This window comes from Bradyrhizobium sp. HKCCYLRH1030 (assembly GCF_051168395.1).
Classification (GTDB): Bacteria; Pseudomonadota; Alphaproteobacteria; order Rhizobiales; family Xanthobacteraceae; genus Bradyrhizobium.
Genome location: NZ_JBNPUY010000004.1, coordinates 536,162 through 558,094, shown reverse-complemented (window position 1 = coordinate 558,094; position 21,933 = coordinate 536,162). Strand labels below are relative to the sequence as shown.

The window sequence follows — 21,933 nt, the reverse complement described above, 5'->3', positions numbered from 1 at the left end:
ATGTTTAGCCGATCGGATCGGCCGCGCAACTCACGTCGCGGGAACGGCGCGCGCCACCGGCTTCTCGACGATCGGCAGGTTGATCAGCGCCGACAGCACGCCGAACAGGATGGAGAGCCACCAGATCGGCGTGTACGAGCCATAGCGCTCGAACACGAGGCCGCCGAGCCAGACGCCGAGGAAGCCACCCACCTGGTGGCTGACGAAGGCGAAGCCATAGAGCGTGGCGAGCCAGCGGGTGCCGAACATGATCGCGACCAGCGACGAGGTCGGCGGCACCGTGGAGAGCCAGGCGAGCCCGGAAACCGCGCCGAAGGCGATCGCGGAAGCCGCCGTGACCGGGAACGAGATGAAGGCGAGCGTCGCCAGCGCACGGGTGAAATAGATGAAGGACAGGATGTAGCGCTTCGGCAGCCGGCTCTGCAGCCAGCCGACACTGAGCGAGCCGATGATGTTGAACAGGCCGATCGCCGCGATCACCCAGCCGCCAACCTGCGCCGAAAGGCCGCGATCGACCAGGAACGCCGGCAGGTGCACGGTGATGAAGGCGAGCTGGAAGCCGCAGGTGAAGAATCCGAGCACCAGCAGCACGTAGGAGCGGTGGCCGAACGCCTCCATCAGCGCGGTCGTGAACGACTGCTGCTCGGCCTCCGACGGCTTGGCCTCGGCTGCCGGCGGCGTCGCCACGGCGAGCGACAACGGCACGATGAACAGCATCAGCGTTGCGAACACCATCAGCGCGCTCTGCCAGCCGAACTGGTCGATCAGCGCGACGCCGAACGGAGCGAACAGGAACTGGCCGAGCGAGCCGGCCGCGGTGCCGGCGCCGAGCGCGACGCCCCGGCGCTCCGGCGGCAGCAGCTTGCTGAAAGCCGACAGGATGAGATTGAACGAGCAGCCCGACAGGCCGAAGCCGACCAGCACGCCGGCGCCGATGTTCAGCGACAGCGGCGAGCTGGAATAGCGCATCATCAGCAGGCCGCCGGCATAGAGCAGCGCGCCGACACAGATGACGCGCATCACGCCGAAACGATCGGCGATCGCGCCGGCGAGCGGCTGACCGAGTCCCCACAACAGGTTCTGCACCGCCACCGCGAGGGCGAACACGTCGCGTCCCCAGGCGAATTCACGGCTCATCGGCTGCACGAAGAAGCCGAGGCTGGAGCGCGGACCGAAGCTCAGCAGCGCAATGGCGCAGCCGCACACGATGATGACCACCGGCGTGCGCCAGCCCTGGTTGCGGGACACCGTACCGAGATCGCCTGCCTGTACCGACATCAGTGTCCTCCCTGCCGCGGTCGCTGTCCGCCGCGCCTCTCCGGTTAATGCATTTGCATTGAACTCCCAAGCTCAAAAGCGGAACCCAGTCATGAAAAATTTCGATGCGGCGGCCAGCCATGAGCAGGTGTCATCCGAAGCGAGTTCCGGCACCGGAACTCGCTCATGCGTCTTTGTCCCCGCGCGAAAACGTCCTGATGCGCGAGTCGCAAACGACGATTCATCCTGTGCGGGAGCGACCTTCAGAACGGCCGCTATTTGTCGCCAAACACCGATAAACAGCGAAGGAAGTCTCTGAAGAAGAACTAACAGGTACCGCGGTACACATGCGCACGGAATGTGGAATTTGGACAGCACATGGACCACGATCAGATCGAGACATCCGGCCACGTCGTGATCGTCGGTGCCGGAGTTGCCGGACTGTTCTGCGCGCTGAAGCTCGCCCCGCAGCCGGTCACGTTGATCTCCGCGACCTCATTGGGTGAGGCCTCGTTCGGCACGACGATGCAGGCCGACATCGCGGCAGCGGTGTCATCCGGCGACAGCCCCGATACCCATGCCGCCGACATGATCGCCGCGGGTGGCGGCCTCGTCGACGCGACGGCGGCGCTGGCGCTCGCGCGCGATGCCTCGGCTGCAATCGAGGACCTGGTCCGTCTCGGCGTGGCATTCGATCGTGATCACGGCGGCAGGCTCGCGACGTCTCGTGCGGCTGCGCACGCCGCGCGACGGATTCTCAGCGTTCGCGGGGACTTCACCGGACAGGCGATCATCACCGCGCTGTCGCAAGCCGTGCGCGCGACGCCCTCGATCCGCATCATCGAGGGCCATGTCGCCGACGCGCTGCTGACGGAAGACGGCGCGGTGCGTGGCCTGCAACTGCGGCCGACCGATGACGACGCGGCCGCGCCGATGCTGATCGCCGCGCCGGCAATCGTGCTGGCCACCGGCGGCATCGGCCGGCTGTTCGCGGCGACCACGAATCCGCCGCACGCCACCGGCATCGGCCTCGCCATCGCCGCCCGCGCTGGCGCGGTGATTGCCGATCCGGAGTTCGTGCAGTTTCATCCGACCGCGATGATGGCCGGTCACGATCCGGCGCCGGTTGTGAGCGAGAGTCTGCGAGGCGCCGGCGCGATCCTGATCAACCGGCGCGGCCAGCGTTTCATGCTGCCGCGCCATCCGCTGGTCGATCTTGCCCCGCGCGACACGGTGGCCCGCGGCGTCATGGCCGAGATCATCGCTGGACGCGGCGCCTTTCTCGATGCGCGCGACGTGCTCGATGACGACGTCGCCGAGCGCTATCCGATGCTGCACCGGGCCTGCGTCGCCGCGGGGCTCGATCCGACCCGCCAGCCGATTCCAGTGGCACCGGCGGCGCATTTCCACATGGGCGGGATCGCGGTCGACGCGCAGGGCCGCAGCTCGATCGAGGGGCTCTGGGCGGCAGGTGAAGTCGCCGCGACGGCAACGGATGGCGCCAACCACATCGCCGGCAACGCGCTGCTCGCGGCGCTGGTGTTCGCCCGGCGGATTGCCGACGACATCTCCGGCCGGACGTTGACCGCGTCCTCGACCCTGCAGCACGTTGCATTCGCCGATCCGGCCGGATCCTGCGCGGGCGCAGCGCAGGTGTCGCTGCGCGAGATGATGACGAGCCAGCTCGGTGTCATCCGCGACGAGGAGCGGCTCGCCGAGGCCATCGCCGCGATTGCCAGGATGGAGCGCGACGCCGGCAGCCCGAGGCTGCGCAACATGGCGAGCGCCGCGCTGCTGATCGCCACCGCGGCCTGGAGCCGGCGCGAGAGCCGCGGTGCGCATTGCCGCGCCGACTGCCCCGCGGAGAATCCGAGTTTCGCGCAGCGGACGATGACCACATTGGCCGCTGCCCGCGAGATCGCCGACGAGCTCGCGGCACGGCCGACGGCGCGGCAGTCGCGGCCATTGAGCGCGTAGCAAGAGCTGATCCGACTGCGTCACGACGGAGCTCGGCAGTCGCGTTTTCACCGTCATTCGTGATCACCGTCATTCCGGGTTCAGGGCCTGCGGCCTTGTCCCGGAATGACGGTGCTCATGACGAAGCAGCCATCGTCGCCCAATACAGATATTACGACTCGTTGTTATTTGCTGCCTCGCCGGTATTTGGGGGCAGGCACGATGTAATTAGTGCGTGCCGTGTCGGCCGCGTGCATCCATTGATCCGCGGGCGCTGGACGAACAAGTCGGCCGTACCGTTGCGCTGGTGCTCGTAGTCATCACGCGCACGATCTGAGCGGCCCTCGCCAATGAGTTGGACGAGGCCTTTCGTCGAAGCAGCTGCAAATCGCCGCACGGATCGAGCACATCCTCTACGCGCGCGACTAATTCGCATCGATCTGTGGGGATACGCCACATGCCCCTTCGCCATGGCTTCAGATCGTTCTCGGCCAGACGCCGCCGCACTATCTCGTGCGCCCCGGCGCCGCCGGCATTTACCAGCACCAACTAAATGGCTGGACAGGTTCGCCATGATTTCGGCAAAAGAACCGCGGAACCTGTACAAATAAGAAAAAGAGATGGTCGAAATTTAGCGGTGCTCAAGTAGTAGCGCGCGTTTTGTCCGTCCTGCTGACGAGGAAATGGGAATTCACGGCTGCCAGATCGCCGATTCACCGCTTGGCATGGCCATAGATTCGGTCATCGGTCTCGCCGCCGGTTTGGAAGCTGAGTCGCCGAGCAGAAAGGCGCCAAACGGTCCAGGGAGTGTTGCGGGGCGACGCGATGGCGCGTGTCCGCAGGAGTAGTTGAGGATGAGTTCCTTATTGCGGAGTAGCGGATCGCGGATCACCGTGGGTGATGCGCAGAGCGAACGTTGGCGCCCGGCAAAGCCTGCCGCTTTGTCCAACAGCCTCGCGCATGCGACGTCTGAGCCTGATGAGGATGCGGCCACCGATCTCTCCCGGCCGTGGTGGCAAACCGCTTCAGCGGTTGACGATGCGCCGATGCCAATGGCGCCAGCAGAAGCGGACCGATCCTGGCAGATCCCTTCACTCGATCCCGTCGTGATGCCTCCACCTCCGCCCGAACGGCTCGAATTCGATTCTGTTTTCCGGTTCGGTGCCGCAGCGGCCGCGCTTGCGTGCCTCGCGTTCTTTGCGGTGCGCATCATGCAGGCTCCGGACATTGAAACAGTTACGAAGTCTGAAGCGACCGCTTCATCGTCTCCCCGAAACTTCGGGACAGCGGGGAAATCGAAATCCGATGACGGCCAAGCATCGCTGGACGCCGCGGCGCACACGATCGGACGGGCCGATTCGATCGTGGCGTCGGTCCCGATCGTCAAGCCGGCTCCGGGCGGAGGCGAGACCCCGCAGTCAATTCCGCCGAAAGCATCTCGGACCACCGCGACCAGGAGCCCTGCACCGGCGGCCGCGTCTGCGCTGACCAAGAACGAGATCAGCGAAATGCTGAAGCGCGGACGCGATCTCATCGGCGCGGGCGACGTTGCGAGTGCCCGCCTGATCCTGGCGCATGTCGCGGAAGCGGACGCCGAAGCATCACTGACGCTGGCCGGCACCTATGACCCCGCGATCTTGTCCAACCTGAAAGCCGTTGGCGTCGCGCCCGATCCGGCCAAGGCCCGCGCCTGGTACGCGAGAGCCGCCGAACTCGGGTCACTCGAGGCTCGACGGCGGCTCGAGTGACCCGAGCTTCGAAACCGGGTGATCCAGCGCGGTCTCACGCCGGTCGCTGCGCAGGAATTGCGGCGGGGCGCGGACCGCCGGATCCTGGTCGATGGTGTCGTGCGGGCGACGCGCGTCCCCGCAAAGTGTTGTGTTGCGTGATGAGGTCCATGATGGGAATGTTTGATCGTCTGTTGCAGCCGGCCTTGTCGTCGGCGCCCCGTGGTCCTCGGCTGCTTGGCGCGCCGGGTTCTCCGACCGTGGCGTTGCTCCTCGTGCTTGCCGCCGTGCCAGGCCTGGCGCGTGCTGCCGAGGGCGAGATCCGGATCGGCAATACGACGCCCTACAGCGGGCCGGCGGCCGCTTACGGCAGCGTGAGCAAGGTCATCTCCGCCTATTTCCAGAAGGTGAATGACGAGGGCGGGATCAGGGGCCGCAAGATCACCTACATCTCCTATGACGACGGCTATAATCCGCAGAAGACGATGGAGCTGACACGACGGCTGGTGGAGGAAGACAAGGTCGACGTCATCTTTGCGAGCGTTGGGACAGCGACCAGCGCGGCGGTGCGGCCTTATCTCAACGCGAACAGGATACCGCAATTGTTCGTCGGCTCCGGCGCCTCGATCTGGGATCAGCCTCGCGACTATCCTTGGACCATGGGAGCGCAACCCAGCTACCAGATTGAAGCTCATATTCACGCGCAATATCTGCTCGAGCAACATGCCGGTGGCGCGCGCATCGGTGTGCTTTATCAAGACGACGAGTTCGGCAAGGACTATCTGAAGGGTTTGAAGGACGGGCTCGGCGGCAAGCTGCCGATCGTCGCGGAAGCGGCTTACGCGGTCACCGATGCCGACATCAATCAGCAGATCGCGAAGCTGAAGACCGCCGGAGCCAACATCCTGGTCGACGTCAGCACCCCGAAATTCACGGTGCTCGCGATCCGCCGCCTCGCCGAGCTCGGCTGGAGACCCGAGCACATCATCCCCACGGTTTCGGATTCGGTTGCCACCGTGCTGCAGCCTGCAGGCCTGCAGAACGCGGAAGGACTGCTTTCCGCCACCATCCTGTACGAGGGCGGTGTGCAGGGCGGCGATCCCGGCTTCGCCGAGTGGTCCGCGTTCATGGATCGCTACGCGCCTGCAATCAGCAAGAACAACAGCTTGGGAATCGTGGGCTACGCGCTTGCCAACCTGATGGTTGCGGTCCTGCGCAATTGCGGCGACGACCTCTCCCGCGACAACATCATGAGGCAGGCGCGTTCCTTGAAGGGGACGCCAATTCCCATGTTGATTCCCGGGATCGTCGCCAATACCAGCGCCAGCGACCACGCGCCGATCGAGCAGATGCAGATGAAGCGTTTCGTCAATGGCCATTGGGAACGGTTCGGGCCGGTGCGCAGCGGAATCGACCCGGGTGCGGTCAGCGATTCCTTCAAGGCGATCTTCCGCTATGCCTCGGCCAAGCGCGATCTCGCGAGCCAGCTCAACGCCAATACGGTGAGCCTGATGACGGGCTCGTATGGCAGCACCTATTCGCAGATGGGCGCCGACGTCGCCTCGGTCCTCAATGACGGCATCAACCTGCGGGTCATGCCGGTCCTCGGCAGCGGCTCGGTTCAGGCGGTGGCCGACATCCTCATGCTCAAGGGCGTCGACGTGGGAATCGTGCGCAAGGACACGCTGTCCTATCTCGAACGCAAGGACTTCGCGAGCAACATCCGCAATCAGCTCGTCTACGTCACCAAGATGTTCAACGAGGAAATGCATGTTCTGGCACCGCGATCGATCCGCACCATGCGGGAGCTCGACGGCAAGACCGTTGCGGTCGACCTGCCGGACGGCAGCACCTTCGTGACCGCGATCAACGTGTTCGAGCGGCTCGCGATCAAGCCGCATCTGCTCTATATCGAGCCGCGCATCGCGCTCGAAATGTTGCGCAAGGGGGAGATCGACGCGATGATTGCGGTCGACGGCAAGCCGGTGCCCTGGCTCAGCCAGATCACGGATGCCAATCTGCATCTCGTCCCGGTCGGCTACGACAAGACCTTGCGCGAGGATTACCTTCCATCCAAGCTCACCGCGGACGACTACCCCAACCTGATCTCCAATTCCGAGTCGGTGGAAACGATCGCAGCAGAGGCAATCCTGGCGTCGTATAATTGGCAGCCGGGAAGCGACCGCGATCGCCGGCTGTCGCTGCTGGTCGAGTCGCTGTTCTCGCGCATGTCGCAGCTGCAGCGGCCTCCCTTCCATCCGAAATGGCAGGAGATGGCGCCGCGCGCGCCGGTCGCCGGCTGGACCAGGTTCCGGGCCGCGCAGGAATGGCTCGATGGGACGACACGGATTCCGGCCGCCACTACGGCCACCGTTAAACCGTCGAAGCCGGTCGCGGCCGCCGCACCGTCCCCGCGCATTCCTGTCACGGCAAAGCCGGCGGCCGCAACGCCGCCGGACCAGGCGCGCCAGACCGAGTTGTATCGCCGCTTTCTCGAGTGGAATGCGACGCGTCGCTAGATGATTAGCGCCGCGTCCAGTTCGGATTGCTCTCGGCCTCGCTCTTGGCGGCCTCGGTGAGCTCGGCCGAAATGGCCGCGGTCTGCTGCGGCGTGCCCCAGCTCGGCGCGTCGCTGCCGTCGCCCCATTTCTTCGGCCGGTAGAAGGTGTGAACGCCGAACTTGTACATGCGCTTCATCTCGGCGACCCAGGACGGCCGCACCCAATAGGCATGATAGTGGGTCGACTTGCCGACTTCCGGCAGCCAGATCAGCCCGTCCAGCATGGCCTTCGCGATCTTCCTGGCGCGATCCCACATCTCGGGCTCGCGGATCACATCCGGATTGTTGTCGCAGGCGAAGGTGAACTGGCAGGCGAAGTGGCGGTATTTGTTCTGGTAGACGACGCCGCACACCGTCGTCGGATAATAGCCGGAGAACGCTCGGTTCAGCACGACCTGCGCCACGGCCATCTGGCCGCGCACCGCCTCGCCGCGGGATTCGAAATAGACTGCTTCGGCAAGACACTTCTCGGACTTGAAGCGCGCCTTCTCGTCCGTGAGCCCCAACCGTTCGGCCGGAGTCCTTTCGCGCTGATTGTCGGCATTGACCTCGCCCTTTGGCGCGATGCTCTCGCCGCCATCACCGGCCTTGGCAGCATCGTCGGCCGGCTGTGACAGCACCGCCATCGGCTTGAGGTCCGGATCCGGCATCACGATCAGCGGCGCCTCGCCCGGCAGCCATGTCTCCATGGTGCCGGCGGCACCGCCCAGCGACGACGTGCCGAAATAGAGGTTGGACGTCTTGATGTTGAGGCCGTCATAGCTGACGGCGCCGTCCACCAGGATTTGATCGGCTGCAGGCTTCAGCTCGCCCGATGTCTGGATCTCGGACTTCGCCGCGTCGTACTGCACGAGCGGCGGCGCGCTCAGCGCCTCCTGCAATTCGGGATCGAGTGCAGAACGCTGCGGGAGCGGCGCCTGCGCCGGCGCTTCCGTCGTCTTGGCGCCGAACACCGAGGAATTCGAATCCGGTTGTGTCGATGGCGTGGGTGCGGGCTCGGAGGGCGCGGGCTCGACGGGCGCGGCCGATTCGGTCGGCTGCGCCGACGGCGTCGGGGGACGCACGACGAGACGATCGCCCTTCAGCGTGCGGTCGACCTTGGGAAAATCGGAGGCCTGATAGCGCGGCGGAACCTGCAGCGCCGGATTGCGCGGCGTCGATCCGGTGATGTCGAGATCGCGCCCATCGAGGCTTGCGAGGCGGATGCTCACCGCCTGCGGCGCCGAGGTTCCGATCGGACGACCGAAACTATAGGTGGCGAGCTGAATGGAGGCCGCAGCCGAGAACACACGCTTCTGCCAGCGTTCGGCGACGCCCGGCTGGCGGGCGAGCAGAGAAGCGATGTCTTGATACCCGGTCTCTGTCGGCATCAGAGCGAAGACGCAGAGACCGAGTCCGAAGGACGCAAATCGCGCGCCCTTCGGATCGGGACGCAGAACTAACATCGATACGCTCAACGCAACGCTTACTGGATCGACCGAACAACAGTGCTTCCGTGCAATTCGATCTTCTCTCTTCGTATCGGGTTTAGGTTGCCGAGGAGTTAATCCGCGTTGCAATTGTGAAACAGGCAAGCGGGGAAGTTGCAGAGCGCCGAGCGATCGAGATGCTTGGTAAACAGCGCACCGACGAGAACGGGTGAACATTCAGTCAACAGATGCGGTGAATGAAAATCATCTGCACATCATGAGGCGGAGTGTTCCATCGGCCTGCGACGTTCGCTCTCTCCACTCGTCATTCCGGAGCGCCCCCGGCATGGCGGCAGTGGTGGAGAAGAAGTGCACCTTGCGTCACGTGCGCGCAGCATCGCGACGAACCCTCACCAATGAAAAAGGCCGGCAACATGTGCCGGCCTTCGTCAGATCAGATCGATCGCAGCAGGATCAGGCCTGGCTCGCGATCTCCTTGCCGAGCGCGGACTGCGCAGCGGCCAGGCGGGCGATCGGCACGCGGTAGGGCGAGCACGACACGTAGTTCATGCCGACCTTGTGGCAGAACGCGACCGAGGCGGGATCGCCGCCATGCTCGCCGCAGATGCCGACCTTGAGGTTGGGTCGCGTGGCGCGGCCGCGCTCGACGCCGATCTTGACCAGCTCGCCGACGCCCTCGCGGTCGATCGAGATGAACGGATCGATCTCGAGGATGCCCTTGGCGACGTAGGCGCCGAGGAAGCTGCCGGCGTCGTCGCGGCTGATGCCGTAGGTCGTCTGCGTCAGGTCGTTGGTGCCGAACGAGAAGAACTCGGCGGCCTCGGCGATCTGGCCGGCCATCAGAGCTGCGCGCGGCAGCTCGATCATGGTGCCGACCTGATACTCCAGCTTGGCGCCGGTCTCGCGGATCACGGCCTGCGCCATCGCGTCGATGCGCGCCTTGACCAGGTCGAACTCGGCCTTGGTCGCGATCAGCGGCACCATCACCTCGAGGCCGACGGCCTCGCCGGTGCGCTTCTCGGCCTCGACCGCGGCCTCGAAGATCGCGCGCGCCTGCATCTCGGCGATCTCCGGATAGGCGATCGCCAGACGGCAGCCGCGGAAGCCGAGCATCGGGTTGAACTCCGACAGCTCGCGGGCGCGATCGGCCAGGCGGCGCGGATCGGTGTTCATCGCGCGGGCGACTTCCTCGACCTCGGCCTGGGTGTGCGGCAGGAACTCGTGCAGCGGCGGATCGAGCAGACGGATCGTGACGGGAAGCCCCTTCATGATCTCGAACAGCTCGACGAAGTCGGCGCGCTGCATAGGCAAGAGCTTGGCGAGCGCGGCGCGACGCTCCTGCTCATCCTCGGAGAGAATCATCTCGCGCACAGTGCGGATGCGGGTCTCCTCGAAGAACATGTGCTCGGTGCGGCACAGGCCGATGCCCTCGGCGCCGAACTTGATGGCGGTGCGCGCATCCTCCGGCGTGTCGGCGTTGACGCGCACGCCGGTCTCGCGCACGGCGTCCGCCCAGCCCATCAGGGTGCCGAACTCGCCGGACAGCTCCGGCTCGATCATCGGCATGCGGCCCGCGAGCACCTGGCCGACCGAGCCGTCGATGGTGATCACGTCGCCGGTCTTGAAGGTGCGCCCGCCGATGCTCATCGTGCCGCGGCCGTAGTCGACGCGGATGGTGCCGCAGCCGGAGACGCAGGGCTTGCCCATGCCGCGCGCGACGACGGCGGCGTGCGAGGTCATGCCGCCGCGCGTGGTCAGGATGCCCTCGGCAGCATGCATGCCGTGGATGTCCTCCGGCGAAGTCTCGATGCGGACCAGGATGACCTTGCGACCGTCGGCCTGCAGCTTGGTGGCCTCGTCCGAGGAGAACACGATCTCGCCCGATGCCGCACCGGGCGAGGCCGGCAGGCCGGTCGCGACCACGTCGCGCTTGGCGGCGGGATCGATGGTCGGGTGCAGGAGCTGATCGAGCGAGGCCGGGTCGACGCGGAGCACGGCGTCGTTCTCCGAAATCAGGCCCTCATTGGCGAGTTCGACCGCGATGCGCAGCGCCGCCTTGGCGGTGCGCTTGCCGCTACGGGTCTGCAGCATCCACAGCTTGCCGCGCTCGACCGTGAACTCCATGTCCTGCATGTCACGGTAGTGCTTCTCGAGCAGCGTGTAGATCCGCGTCAGCTCCTTGAACGCGTCGGGCATCGCGACTTCCATCGACGGCTTGTCGGAGCCGGACTCGACGCGGGCGTCCTCGGTGATGTCCTGCGGGGTGCGGATGCCGGCGACGACGTCCTCGCCCTGCGCGTTGATCAGGAACTCGCCGTAGAGCTTGCTCTCGCCGGTCGAGGGATTGCGGGTGAAGGCGACGCCGGTGGCCGAGGTGTCGCCCATGTTGCCGAACACCATGGCCTGGACGTTGACGGCGGTGCCCCAGGATTCCGGGATGTCGTGCAGCTTGCGATAGGTCACCGCGCGCGCGTTCATCCAGGATGAGAACACCGCGCCGATGGCGCCCCACAGCTGGTCGTGCGGGTCCTGCGGGAAGTCCTTGCCGGTCTCGTGCGCGACCGCGTCCTTGTACTTGCCGACCAGCATCTCCCAATCCTCGGAGGAGAGGTCGGTGTCGAGCTGATAGCCCTGGGTGTCCTTGAAGCTGTCGAGGATGTCCTCGAAATGATGGTGCTCGAAGCCGAGCACGACATCCGAATACATCGTGATGAAACGGCGATAGCTGTCGAAGGCGAAGCGGCGGTCGCCGGACAGCTGTGCCAGCGCTTCCACCGTCTGGTCGTTGAGGCCGAGATTGAGCACGGTGTCCATCATGCCCGGCATCGAGGCGCGGGCGCCGGAGCGCACCGAGACCAGCAGCGGGTTCTCCGGATCGCCGAATTTCTTGCCGGTCAATTTGCCGATGTAGTCGAGCGCCTTGTCGACCTGCGACTGCAGCTCCTTCGGGTAGGTCTTGTCGTTGGCGTAGAAGTAGGTGCAGACCGAGGTCGGGATGGTGAAGCCCGGAGGCACCGGCAGGCCGAGATTGGCCATCTCGGCCAGATTGGCGCCCTTGCCGCCGAGCAGGTCGCGCAGGCCGGCCTTACCTTCGGCCTTGCCGTCACCGAAGGTGTAGACCCACTTGTTCGGCTTGATCGCGGTGACCGCGCTCTTGGCCGGGGCCTTCGCGGCCGACGCCTTCGCGGCCTTGGCGACCGGCTTGGCAGCCGTTTTGGCCGGCTTCTTCGGAGCGGTTTTCACTGGCGCTTTCGGTGCAGACCTGGGCGCGACCTTGGCCGGGGCCTTGGCCACGGGCTTCGACGCCGTCTTGAGCGCCTTGCGCGGTGGAGCGAGTGCTGCGGTCTTGGCCTTGCCGGGCTTGGAAGGCTTTGATTTCGCTGTAACTTTCTTAGACTTCGCTACCGCTTTGGCCATGAGGTGCTTCGATCCGCAAATGGGAGGAGAAATCGCGCGCCTTACACCACTTTGGGCGCTGCGGCGCAAGCTCGGGGGTTCCCGACCTTGGGACTAGAACCTGGGACTAGAAGTGGAGCCACTTCAGCAGGCCCATGCCGATCAGGCCGTTCAGGATGAGGAAGATCGCGACGATCAGGTTCAAGAGGCGCGGCATGATCAGGATGAGGACGCCGGCGATCACGGACATGATCGGCGAGATATGGGCAACGGTCAGGGTCATCGACGAGCTCTGAATGATTGAAGGACGAGGCTGGGGCGATTCGATTTGGCCGGACTTTATCCTGGCCCATCGTGGCGGAATAGGAGACGCACGGCACGAGTTCCGGTTCCCCCACCGCCGGATCTGCCGCAAAAATGCCGCCGGTTCCACGTGGCGTTGCGCGGAACGATGACCTGTTGCCGGCATTGGGAGCAGATGCCGGCGCGCGCCGGTCTCTCTCAGCGATCAACAGCTCAGGAGTCCCGTCCATGCGAACCCATCTCACCCTTGCCGCCCTCGTGGCCGCACTCGTGATTCCGGCGGCCGCACAGGCGCAATCCTACACCACGGGCGTCGGCCGCAGCGTCGTGGTCGACGAGGACGCTCCAGTGATCACGGTCGAGCGACGGCCGGAGTTTCGCGAATATGTCGTCCGCGAGCGTGTTCCCAACTATGTGATCCCCGATCGCGTCGTTGTTGGCACCGTGCTGCCAGAGTCCGGTGTTACATATTACGACGTCCCGCAGCGCTTCGGTGCGACACCTTACCGTTACACCGTGGTCAACGGCGAAACTGTTCTGGTCGAACCGCGATCCCGGCGGATCATTCAGGTTGTTGAGTAGTTATAGAGCTGCATTTGGTCGCCAACGCCCCCGCAAGCGGCCAGATGTGAAAGGCCCTGCCCGGTTCCCCCCGCCGGGTGGGGCTTACTTTTTTCGCCGTCATCGCAAGCGTCGCGACGCGATCCAGGGCGACCGACGCCGCGTGCTGTGAGCCAGGGCGCAGTTTGCGCTCAGGCAGCCGTCTTCACCACCAGGCGATGGATGACCTTGCCCGAGGAGGCACTGACCACCTCCTCATCGAGCAGACTCGTGTCAGCTGCGAAGAGTGCGCGGATGGTTGCGAGGTCGACCACCGCATAGAGCCGGCCGTGGGCATCGCGCTGATCGGCCTGCTCCGTCACCCGCCAGCTCAGATACAGGACGCCACCGGGCTTCGTGATCGCGCGCATCCGCCGCACCGACGGCACCACGTCGCTGCGATCGAGATGCATCAGCACGGTCTCGCACAGCACATTGTCGAAGCTTGCATCCGCGATGTTGGCGAGAGCGGGCAGTTCGGCACGCGTGAACGACGCGTTCGAATAGCGCGTGCGCGCTTCAGCCAGCAGTCCCTCCGACGCGTCGAAACCTTCCGCAGGATACCCGTTGGCATTGAGCCAGCCGACCTCGCGGCCGCTGCCGCAGCCGATGTCCGCGGTGCGGCCACCGGACACGAAGAAGCGCCTGACGATGTCGTGGAGATCGGCCGACGCCGGCTGCGCATGCCAGTCGGCCGCGAACGCCGCCGCCTCACGGTCATAGGCGGCGAGCGTCGGCCGGTCCACTCTCAGCCCTCGATCTTGGAGAAGTCCGCGACCGCGCGCGTGGCGCTGCGGATTTCGTTCAGCAGCCTGAGCCGGTTTTCGCGGATCTTTGGATCGTCGTCGTTGACCTTCACCTTGTCGAAGAAGGCATCCACCGCCGGGCGCAGCTTCGCCATCGCGCGCATCGCGGCGGCGAAGTCCTCCTTGGCGACGGCAGCGCCCGCTTCCGCCGCGACCTCGCCGATCGCCTTCGCCAGCGCCTTCTCCTCATCGAGCTTGTACAGCGCAGCATCCGGCGCGCCGTCGAACTTGCGCTTGTCCTTCTTCTCCTCGATCGCGAGGATATTGGACGCGCGCTTGGTGCCGGCAAGCAGGTTCTTGCCGTCGTCGCTGTCGAGGAATTTTCCGAGCGCCTCGACGCGGCGCACGACCATCAGCAGGTCATCCTTCATCTCCTCTTCCGGCGGAGGCTCACGATCCAGGGCCTCCTGGCTGCCGGCTGCTTCGATGAGATCAAGTTTGGCTGCACCACTTCTCACGGCATCCGACCGCCACCAAGGGGAAGGTGATGTCGCGAAAACGGCATCGACAAGATCGTGCCGGGCGCCTTGCTCACGAAGTTGCACTTTCAGACGGTCGGCGAAGAATGAGATGAGATCGACAACTGCCACTGGGACGCTGCGTCTACCAAACGTTTCCGCATCCACCCTCACAACAAACGTAGTGAACCCAGGCTTCTCACTACTCTCCACCTGCTTCACTTCGTTCCCCACTTCGCGCGCGCGAATTGCCGTAGCCAGTTGGAAAAACCAAGGCCCGCAGATACTAGCGAGGTGAAGTCGGAGATTATTTTCCAAGATGATCCGGATCACACCTAAAGCCGCGCGACGCAGCGCATACGGGTCCTTCGATCCCGTCGGCTTTTCTTTGATCGCCCAGAATCCGACCAGCGTGTCGAGCTTGTCGGCGAGCGCCACGGCCACCGATACCGGATCGGTCGGCACGCGATCACCAGGTCCCTGCGGCTTGTAGTGCTCCTCGCAGGCTGCGGCGACGGAGGCGTCCTCGCCCTGGGCCAGCGCGTAGTACTTGCCCATCAGCCCCTGCACTTCCGGGAACTCACCGACGACCTCGGTGAGCAGGTCGGCCTTGGCGAGCTTGGCGGCGCGCGCGGTCTTCGCAGCATCGGCGCCGACCAGCGGCGCGATCTCAGCGGCGAGCTTCTCGATGCGGGCGATGCGTTCGGCCTGTGTGCCGAGCTTCTCGTGGAACACGATCTGCTCGAACTTCGGCAGGCGGTCCTCGAGCCTCGTCTTCAGATCCGTCTCATAGAAGAACTTCGCGTCCGACAGCCGGGCGCGGATGACGCGCTCGTTGCCGGCGATGATGGTCTTGCCGCCGTCGGTCGCCTCGATGTTCGCGGTCAGGATGAACTTTGGCGCCAGCCCGCCGGTCTTGGGGTCGCGCACCACGAAGCATTTCTGGTTGTTGCGGATGGTGGCGCGGATCACCTCGCCGGGGACCTTCAGATACTCCGGATCGAACGAGCCCATCAGCACCACCGGCCATTCGACCAGGCCCGCGACTTCGTCGAGCAGCACGGGGTCCTCGACCAGCTCATAGCCTTGCGCAAAAGCGAGCTGCTTGGCGTCGGTAACGATGGTGTCCTTGCGCCGGTCAGGATCGAGCACGACCTTGGCGTCGAGCAGCTTGGCCTCATAGTCCTCGAGGCGGCGCACCGAAATCGGCGACGGCGACATGAAGCGGTGGCCGAATGTTGTCTGGCCCGCCTCGATACCGTCGACGGCGAAGCTGACGACATCGGGCTCCTCGGTTTCCAGGCCGAAGGTCGCCGTGATCGCGTGCAGCGGGCGCACCCAGTTCAGCGCGCCCGGCTTTTCCGAGCGCTTGCCCCAGCGCATCGATTTCGGCCAGGGGAAGGTCCTGACGATCACCGGCAGCATCTCGGCGAGCACGTCGAGCGTGGCGCGGCCGGGCTTCTCGATCAGCGCGACGTAGAAGTCGCCCTTCTTCGGATCGCGCTGGATCGTGGCCTCCTCGATCGAGGACAGGCCGGTGGCCTTGAGGAAGCCTTGGATCGCGGCATCGGCGCCGCCGACGCGCGGGCCCTTGCGCTCCTCCTTGAGATCAGCCTGCCGCGCCGGGATGCCGTGCACGGTCAGCGCCAGCCGCCGCGGCGTCGCGAACGCCTTGGCCCCCTCATAGACGAGGCCCTCGGCGACGAGCTTGTCGGTCACCATGCGGCGCAGATCGTCGGCCGCCTTGGCCTGCATGCGCGCGGGGATTTCTTCGGAGAACAGTTCGAGGAGAAGATCAGGCATATCTCAAGTCTCTCTGCACGAAGAACCACCCTCCCCTGGAGGGGGAGGGTCGCCTGCCAAGGGCAGGCGGGGTGGGGTGACCGCGATCTCCGTGTGAATGGCTTCGAGCACCGCCTCAGTCCTGGTCATAACGTCGTTGTTCCAAAATCGCAAAACGCGATAGCCTTCCGAGTTGAGCCAGCGCGTCCGGGCCTGGTCGCGCTGGATGTTCGCATCCTCTCCGTGCTGCGAGCCGTCCACCTCGATGATGAGGCGACGGGCCAGGCAGGCAAAATCTGCAACGTAGGGACCGATGACGACCTGTCATCTGAAATGGGTCCCTTCGATCTCGAGGCGCCGCAGGTGACGCCACAGAATGTCTTCGGCCGCCGTCGTGTTTTCGCGCAGCCGTTTCGCGGTTCGGCGTTTGAAGTCGCTGATCGGCCGTTTGCCCATCTGGCACCTTCACCCCACTCCGCTCGCCTGCGATCAATCCTCCACCAAGTGAGGGTGATCACATCTTCCACCCACCAGCGCAGTGCCACCCTCCCCTGGAGGGGGAGGGTCGATTGCTCATGCGCAAGCATGAGCAATCGGGGTGGGGTGACAGTCTATCCATCATCAACAGTGCCCGAGCCGAGAGATCACCCCACCCCGGCACGCATCTCGCTTCGCTCGATCGCGTGCCGACCCTCCTCCTCCAGGGGAGGGTGAAGAGTCACTTCCCGCGTCGATATTGACTCAAACTCCCGCCCCGCCCGCTTCCGTATGCAGCCAGGCCTCGCCGCAGGCCTTGGCGAGCTCGCGGACGCGCAGGATGTAGCTCTGGCGCTCGGTGACCGAGATGACGCCGCGGGCGTCGAGCAGGTTGAAGACGTGGCTGGCCTTGATGCACTGGTCGTAGGCCGGCAACGCCATCTGATGCTCCCGGCGGTTACCCAGCTTTGCATTTTCTTGCCAGCCTGCGGCGAGATATTTGCGGCACGCGCCCTCGGCCATCTTGAACTGCTCGAACAGCATGTCGGTGTCGGCATGCTCGAAATTGTGCCGCGAATATTCCTGCTCGGCCTGCAGGAAGACGTCGCCATAGGTGACCTTGGTGTCGCCGTCGCGGCCGTTGAAGTTGAGGTCATAGACGCGGTCGACGCCCTGCACGTACATCGCCAGGCGCTCGAGGCCGTAGGTGAGCTCGCCCGCGACCGGCGCGCATTCGAAGCCCGCGACCTGCTGGAAATAGGTGAACTGCGACACCTCCATGCCGTCGCACCAGCACTCCCAGCCGAGCCCCCACGCGCCCAGCGTCGGGCTCTCCCAATCGTCCTCGACGAAACGGATGTCGTGCACGGCGGCGTCGATGCCGATCGCGCCGAGCGACTTCAGGTACAGCTCCTGAAGGTTCGGCGGCGATGGCTTCATGATCACCTGGAACTGGTAGTAGTGCTGCATCCGGTTGGGGTTCTCGCCGTAGCGGCCGTCCTTCGGCCGCCGCGACGGCTGCACGTAGGCGGCATTCCACGGTTTCGGCCCGAGCGCGCGCAAGGTCGTCGCCGGGTGGAAGGTGCCTGCCCCCATCTCCATGTCGTAGGGCTGCAGGATCACGCAGCCCTGCTCGGCCCAGAACCGTTGCAGGGCCAGGATGAAGCCCTGGAACGAACGTTCGGGGCGCATGTGCGGAGGCAGCGAGTCCATCGTCGATATCGGTCTTTCGCAGGCGTCGGAAAAGCGCGCGGACCGTATCGGCGGGACCATCAGGAATCAAGGCAATAGGGTCTCCGAACGGCGGCGACGTGCCGTCGTTCGAAGATCAGCGGCTCGCGTCAGCCCGGCCGGTAGGCGCCCGTGACGGGATCGCGGCGCAGAGTCTTGATCTCGGCGGCCTGTGCGGCCTCGGCGACGCGCGACAGCCGCGCCTCTTCGAGCTCGCGGTTGATCTTCTGCGCGGCCTTGTAGGCCCAGCGAACCACGGCAAGCCCGCCCAGCATACCCGCGAAAGCAACGAACGGCGGCATTGGTCGATCCTCGTTCATGAACAGAGCCACCCCGAATCCCATTGTCGCCGATCCCGGTTCCCCCCGCAATCCGGATTGCGAGGGGCGAAATGGCGCGCCCCCAGTCTAGAACCCAAAGCGGGCCCAGATCGCCCGGGTTTCGGCCGCGGAGATCACCTCCTCGGCCAACCCCGTCCAGCCGAATCCCAGGCTGCCGGCGCCCGCGGCGCGGCGGCCGAGCAGACCCGACAACAGGCCGGACGCCGGCGCCACGACAGGCGTTGCAACCTTGTCGCCGAAGCGGGTGCGCAGGACGGCGCGGAGGTCGCCGATGGCGTCCGCCAGCCCCAGCGTGACGGCGCTGTCGCCGGCCCAGTACTCGCCGGTGAACAGCACATCGTCGGCGCCCTTCAGCCGGGTCGCGCGGCTCTCCTTGACCAGCGAGATGAACAGCGCGTGGATCTCGCGCTGGATCTTCTTCAGCCGCGCCACGTCGTCGGGATTCTCCGGCAGGAACGGATCGAGCATCGCCTTGTGCTCGCCGGCCGTATACAGCCGGCGCTCGATGCCGATCTTCTTGATCAGGTCCTGCAGCCCGAACGAGCCGCCGACCACGCCGATCGAACCGAGGATCGAGGACGGATCGCAGAAGATCTCGTCGCCGGCGCAGGCGATCATGTAGCCGCCGGAGGCCGCGACATCCTCGACGAACACGAGCACCGGCAGCTTCTTCTCCGCCGCGAGCTGACGGATGCGCAAGTAGATCTGGCGCGACTGCACCGGCGAGCCGCCGGGCGAATTGATCACCAGCGCCACCGCCTTGGCGTTGCGCATGGAGAAGGCGCGCTCCAGCACCTTGGCGACGCCCGCAAGCGTCAGGCCCGGCCGCAGCGGCGTCACCGCGCCGATCACGCCGGACAGGCGGACGACCGGTACCACCGGTACGCCGCGCAGCCGCGCCGGAAGCAGCGCCTTCAGCCGATCGAAGAGCCCGGCTGCATCGCTGGGTTGTGTCAAATTGTCCACCATCCTGTTACCTCGGATTAACCACTTTTTATCGCGCCGCTGCCATTCAAAGGGCTGGAACGAGCCTTGCAATCTCCTGGGCAATCGCACGGCGAGCCAAGGTGCAGAGTGCGGCGGAGGAATCCATGAAGGTCTACCTGTTGATGCTGCTGATCGGTACTCTATTGACTGCGATCCGGTTCACGACGGTAACCGAACGCCAGTCCGAAGCTCAGACGCAATAACGCCCGACCACGACCAACCGTTCAGGGGGTGCTCAAGGCCAGCGCCCCCTGCCCCGACAGCACCCGCACGGCCTCGTCATTCGGCACGCCTGCCGCCTCATTCAGCACCACTCCGGCGAGAAGCTGGGTCGGCGCCCGCCCTCCCTTAACGGCCCTGACCAGGATACGGATCGCCGGCTTGCCCGCTTGGCCGTGAACCGGTTGAACGGCAAGACTGCCGAAGCCGCGCGCCAGCGCCGCGACAACCCCGCTCAAACCATCGGCCCGCCAGATCAAGGTCAGCACGCCACCGGATTTCAGCATCCGCCGCGCGGCATGCGTCCAGATCTCCAACGTCGTCGCCGTTGCCATGTGCGCGGTCGCGCGCGCGGCGTCGGGCGAGGCACGGTGACGCGCGGCATCGTGGAACGGCGGATTCATCAGCACGACGTCGACACTGTCGGGCCCGAGCCCTGCGGCCGCGAAAGCAGCCGCGTCCGCGGCGACGTCCAGCACCACGACCTCCGCGGGCAAGGCATTGGCGCGTGCGTTGTCGCGCGCGAGGCGCGCCAGATCCGGCTCGCGCTCGACCAGCGTCAAGCCGAGACCGCCCACGCGCCGGGCCAAGGCCAGCCCGGCCGTCCCCACGCCGGCACCGAGATCGACCACCCGCTCGCCCGAACGCGCGGCCGTCGCCGCCGCCAGCAGGATTGCGTCGTGGCCGGCGCGATGGCCCGTCGTGGGCTGCCGCAGCCGCAATTGGCCGCCGAGCACGGCGTCCTCGGAGATGTCGACAGCGTCACTCATCAGGGCGCAGCTCATGCGCCAGCCCGGCGTCGGTGAGAAGCCGCCGGGCCTGGAGATTGTCGTCCTCATGCACGAGGATCCGGCGCGGCAGGATGCCGAGCGAGCCCTCGATGATGCTCATGTTCTGATCGAGGACGAGGTGATGGATGTCGGCGCCATCGAGCAGCGCCCCGATCGCCGAAACCAGCACGATATCATTGGTCCGAACCAATTCCTTCAATCGTTATGTCTCCATGCGGGCTTGGGTCAAGAAGGGCTTGGGTCAAGAAGGGCTTCGGTCAACCAGGCTTGGGTCAAGGTTCCGTGTCTGCCCTTGCCGCCTGCGGCCGCAGTTTCTATTGTCGTTTCGAGCATAGCAAAATCGGAGACCAGAGTGGCGGTTATCGTACCTTTCGAGAGTCCATCGGGAGCCTCCATCGATGGGCTGGTCGCGCTGGTCGCAGCCGACATGGAACGGGTCAACGCTACGATTTTGTCGCGCACCGGCTCGGACGTCACGATGATCCCGGAGGTCGCAAACCACCTGATCTCCTCCGGCGGCAAGCGGTTGCGGCCGATGCTGACGCTGGCGATGGCGCATCTCACCGACTACACCGGCGACGGTCACGTCAAGCTGGCCGCGGCCGTCGAGTTCATGCACACGGCGACGCTGCTCCATGACGACGTGGTTGACGAGAGCGAAATGCGCCGCGGCAAATTGTCGGCGCGCATGCTGTGGGGCAACGAGGCCAGCGTGCTGGTCGGTGACTTCCTGCTCGGCCAGGCGTTCCGCATGATGGTCGAGGTCGGCTCGCTGCGTGCGCTCGACATTCTCTCGGCCGCCGCCGCCACGATTGCCGAGGGCGAGGTGATGCAGCTTGCCGCCGCCAAGAACACTGCAACCACCGAGGACGAATATCTCGCCGTGATCCGCGGCAAGACCGCCGAGCTGTTCGCCGCGGCCTGCGAGGTCGGGCCGGTGCTCGCCGATCGGCCCAAGGCCGAGCAGACCGCCTCGCGGTCCTTCGGCATGAATCTCGGCATCGCCTTCCAGCTCGTCGACGACGTGCTCGACTATGGCGGCAAGGCCGCCAAGCTCGGAAAGAATGTCGGCGACGATTTCCGCGAGGGCAAGATCACGCTGCCGGTGGTGCTGGCGTTCCGCCGCGGCAGCGACAGCGAGCGTGCCTTCTGGATCAAGGCGCTGGAGCGCGGCGAGATCAGCGATCACGATCTCGACCATGCGATCGGGCTGATGAACAAGCATCGCGCCTTGGAGGACACGATCAGCCGCGCGCATCACTACGGCGCCATGGCCGTCGACGCGCTGGCGCTGTTTCCGGCGTCACCGATGAAGACCGCGCTCGAGCAGGTGGTGGCGTTCTGTTTGGCCAGGTCGCATTAGTTGGCGAACCTGGGCCTGCCCTTCGTGATGTCATGCCCCGGCGCAGGCGGTGTGCGTTAATGCGCCCTCGCCCCTTGTGGGAGAGGGCATGCAGGACAGAGCAACAAGCTCGCTTGGGTGAGGGGTATGCCTCAGCAAGCGCGGCGTCCGCGGACAGATGCCCCTCACCCAACCCAGTACGTGGATGAGCCGGCGATGCCCTCTCCCACAAGGGAAGAGGGCGCTGTATCGGGAAGCCGCTCGCCGCTAG

Annotated in this window: 16 protein-coding genes and 2 pseudogenes; 5 read left to right on the top strand and 13 right to left on the bottom strand. The window is 65.5% G+C overall.

Annotation, left to right across the window (positions count from 1 at the left end; translation table 11 throughout):
• Positions 1 to 30 precede the first annotated feature (30 nt).
• Positions 31 to 1,278: an MFS transporter gene (locus tag ACQR1E_RS15680; protein WP_316200687.1), complete on the bottom strand. Its 1,248-nt coding sequence runs from the start codon at positions 1,276 to 1,278 to the stop codon at positions 31 to 33.
• 357 nt (positions 1,279 to 1,635) lie between these two features.
• Here ACQR1E_RS15680 and ACQR1E_RS15675 point away from each other — a divergent pair, with 357 nt between their 5' ends.
• Positions 1,636 to 3,234 (top strand): L-aspartate oxidase, encoded by a 1,599-nt coding sequence (locus tag ACQR1E_RS15675; protein ID WP_315826957.1) that lies wholly within the window; start codon positions 1,636 to 1,638, stop codon positions 3,232 to 3,234.
• Between the two features lie 256 nt (positions 3,235 to 3,490).
• Here ACQR1E_RS15675 and ACQR1E_RS15670 read toward each other — a convergent pair.
• Positions 3,491 to 3,732, bottom strand: a pseudogene (locus ACQR1E_RS15670) (IS630 family transposase); the annotation flags it as partial.
• A gap of 335 nt (positions 3,733 to 4,067) precedes the next feature.
• Between ACQR1E_RS15670 and ACQR1E_RS15665 the strand changes: the two are divergent.
• Both ACQR1E_RS15665 and ACQR1E_RS15660 read left to right on the top strand, forming a co-directional pair.
• Positions 4,068 to 4,961 carry a hypothetical protein gene (locus ACQR1E_RS15665; RefSeq protein WP_315750434.1) on the top strand — a complete coding sequence of 298 codons (894 nt, stop codon included), beginning with the start codon at positions 4,068 to 4,070 and terminating at the stop codon, positions 4,959 to 4,961.
• Between the two features lie 152 nt (positions 4,962 to 5,113).
• Entirely contained in the window at positions 5,114 to 7,459 is a 2,346-nt protein-coding gene (locus tag ACQR1E_RS15660; RefSeq protein WP_434897257.1) for an ABC transporter substrate-binding protein, read from the top strand.
• 4 nt (positions 7,460 to 7,463) lie between these two features.
• Here the strand turns inward: ACQR1E_RS15660 and ACQR1E_RS15655 are convergent, their stop codons facing one another.
• From ACQR1E_RS15655 to ACQR1E_RS15645, 3 genes are all read right to left on the bottom strand, one after another.
• Positions 7,464 to 8,945, bottom strand: a complete 1,482-nt coding sequence (locus ACQR1E_RS15655; protein WP_434897251.1) for a cell wall hydrolase — start codon at positions 8,943 to 8,945, stop codon at positions 7,464 to 7,466.
• Positions 8,946 to 9,383: 438 nt separating this feature from the next.
• Positions 9,384 to 12,347 (bottom strand): pyruvate, phosphate dikinase, encoded by a 2,964-nt coding sequence (ppdK, locus tag ACQR1E_RS15650; RefSeq protein ID WP_315826960.1) that lies wholly within the window; start codon positions 12,345 to 12,347, stop codon positions 9,384 to 9,386.
• Positions 12,348 to 12,453: 106 nt separating this feature from the next.
• The gene (locus ACQR1E_RS15645; protein WP_012042558.1) at positions 12,454 to 12,609 is read right to left on the bottom strand and encodes a DUF3096 domain-containing protein; all 156 of its coding nucleotides are present in this window, start codon (positions 12,607 to 12,609) and stop codon (positions 12,454 to 12,456) included.
• Between the two features lie 248 nt (positions 12,610 to 12,857).
• Here ACQR1E_RS15645 and ACQR1E_RS15640 point away from each other — a divergent pair, with 248 nt between their 5' ends.
• Positions 12,858 to 13,211 carry a DUF1236 domain-containing protein gene (locus tag ACQR1E_RS15640; protein WP_316167483.1) on the top strand — a complete coding sequence of 118 codons (354 nt, stop codon included), beginning with the start codon at positions 12,858 to 12,860 and terminating at the stop codon, positions 13,209 to 13,211.
• Positions 13,212 to 13,381: 170 nt separating this feature from the next.
• Here ACQR1E_RS15640 and ACQR1E_RS15635 read toward each other — a convergent pair whose 3' ends face one another.
• The 8 genes and pseudogenes from ACQR1E_RS15635 to ACQR1E_RS15600 all read right to left on the bottom strand — a co-directional run bounded on the left by ACQR1E_RS15635 (position 13,382) and on the right by ACQR1E_RS15600 (position 20,519).
• Entirely contained in the window at positions 13,382 to 13,975 is a 594-nt protein-coding gene (locus ACQR1E_RS15635) for a class I SAM-dependent methyltransferase (RefSeq protein WP_316167482.1), read from the bottom strand.
• Between the two features lie 2 nt (positions 13,976 to 13,977).
• Positions 13,978 to 16,296, bottom strand: a complete 2,319-nt coding sequence (gene glyS, locus ACQR1E_RS15630; RefSeq protein ID WP_434897250.1) for a glycine--tRNA ligase subunit beta — start codon at positions 16,294 to 16,296, stop codon at positions 13,978 to 13,980.
• A gap of 3 nt (positions 16,297 to 16,299) precedes the next feature.
• A pseudogene (locus tag ACQR1E_RS15625) lies at positions 16,300 to 16,731 on the bottom strand (endonuclease domain-containing protein).
• 285 nt (positions 16,732 to 17,016) lie between these two features.
• Positions 17,017 to 17,964, bottom strand: coding sequence for a glycine--tRNA ligase subunit alpha (locus ACQR1E_RS15620; RefSeq protein WP_434863369.1), 948 nt, complete (start codon positions 17,962 to 17,964; stop codon positions 17,017 to 17,019).
• Between the two features lie 128 nt (positions 17,965 to 18,092).
• A complete protein-coding gene (locus ACQR1E_RS15615) occupies positions 18,093 to 18,284 on the bottom strand; it encodes a hypothetical protein (protein WP_315717238.1) in 192 nt (63 codons plus the stop codon).
• 105 nt (positions 18,285 to 18,389) lie between these two features.
• Positions 18,390 to 19,292, bottom strand: a complete 903-nt coding sequence (locus ACQR1E_RS15610) for a S49 family peptidase (RefSeq protein WP_315717239.1) — start codon at positions 19,290 to 19,292, stop codon at positions 18,390 to 18,392.
• A 242-nt stretch (positions 19,293 to 19,534) separates the two neighbouring features.
• Positions 19,535 to 20,299, bottom strand: coding sequence for a tRNA1(Val) (adenine(37)-N6)-methyltransferase (locus tag ACQR1E_RS15605; RefSeq protein WP_315750427.1), 765 nt, complete (start codon positions 20,297 to 20,299; stop codon positions 19,535 to 19,537).
• Positions 20,292 to 20,519, bottom strand: a complete 228-nt coding sequence (locus ACQR1E_RS15600; RefSeq protein ID WP_006613556.1) for a DUF2007 domain-containing protein — start codon at positions 20,517 to 20,519, stop codon at positions 20,292 to 20,294. Before ACQR1E_RS15600 ends, ACQR1E_RS15605 begins: the two co-directional genes overlap by 8 nt.
• A gap of 153 nt (positions 20,520 to 20,672) precedes the next feature.
• On the opposite strand from ACQR1E_RS15600, the gene ACQR1E_RS15595 reads away from it, so the two are divergent.
• Complete coding sequence (locus tag ACQR1E_RS15595) at positions 20,673 to 21,683, top strand: polyprenyl synthetase family protein (protein ID WP_315717243.1); 1,011 nt, start codon at positions 20,673 to 20,675, stop codon at positions 21,681 to 21,683.
• Positions 21,684 to 21,933 lie beyond the last annotated feature (250 nt).

Bases quoted from the DNA above. Each gene is read 5' to 3' on its own strand.
- ACQR1E_RS15680 (WP_316200687.1), bottom strand. From the start codon at position 1,278: ATGTCGGTACAGGCAGGCGATCTCGGTACGGTGTCCCGCAACCAGGGC.
- ACQR1E_RS15675 (WP_315826957.1), top strand. From the start codon at position 1,636: ATGGACCACGATCAGATCGAGACATCCGGCCACGTCGTGATCGTCGGT.
- ACQR1E_RS15665 (WP_315750434.1), top strand. From the start codon at position 4,068: ATGAGTTCCTTATTGCGGAGTAGCGGATCGCGGATCACCGTGGGTGAT.
- ACQR1E_RS15660 (WP_434897257.1), top strand. From the start codon at position 5,114: ATGGGAATGTTTGATCGTCTGTTGCAGCCGGCCTTGTCGTCGGCGCCC.
- ACQR1E_RS15655 (WP_434897251.1), bottom strand. From the start codon at position 8,945: ATGTTAGTTCTGCGTCCCGATCCGAAGGGCGCGCGATTTGCGTCCTTC.
- ppdK (WP_315826960.1), bottom strand. From the start codon at position 12,347: ATGGCCAAAGCGGTAGCGAAGTCTAAGAAAGTTACAGCGAAATCAAAG.
- ACQR1E_RS15645 (WP_012042558.1), bottom strand. From the start codon at position 12,609: ATGACCCTGACCGTTGCCCATATCTCGCCGATCATGTCCGTGATCGCC.
- ACQR1E_RS15640 (WP_316167483.1), top strand. From the start codon at position 12,858: ATGCGAACCCATCTCACCCTTGCCGCCCTCGTGGCCGCACTCGTGATT.
- glyS (WP_434897250.1), bottom strand. From the start codon at position 16,296: ATGCCTGATCTTCTCCTCGAACTGTTCTCCGAAGAAATCCCCGCGCGC.
- ACQR1E_RS15620 (WP_434863369.1), bottom strand. From the start codon at position 17,964: ATGGACTCGCTGCCTCCGCACATGCGCCCCGAACGTTCGTTCCAGGGC.
- ACQR1E_RS15615 (WP_315717238.1), bottom strand. From the start codon at position 18,284: ATGCCGCCGTTCGTTGCTTTCGCGGGTATGCTGGGCGGGCTTGCCGTG.
- ACQR1E_RS15610 (WP_315717239.1), bottom strand. From the start codon at position 19,292: ATGGTGGACAATTTGACACAACCCAGCGATGCAGCCGGGCTCTTCGAT.
- ACQR1E_RS15605 (WP_315750427.1), bottom strand. From the start codon at position 20,299: ATGAGTGACGCTGTCGACATCTCCGAGGACGCCGTGCTCGGCGGCCAA.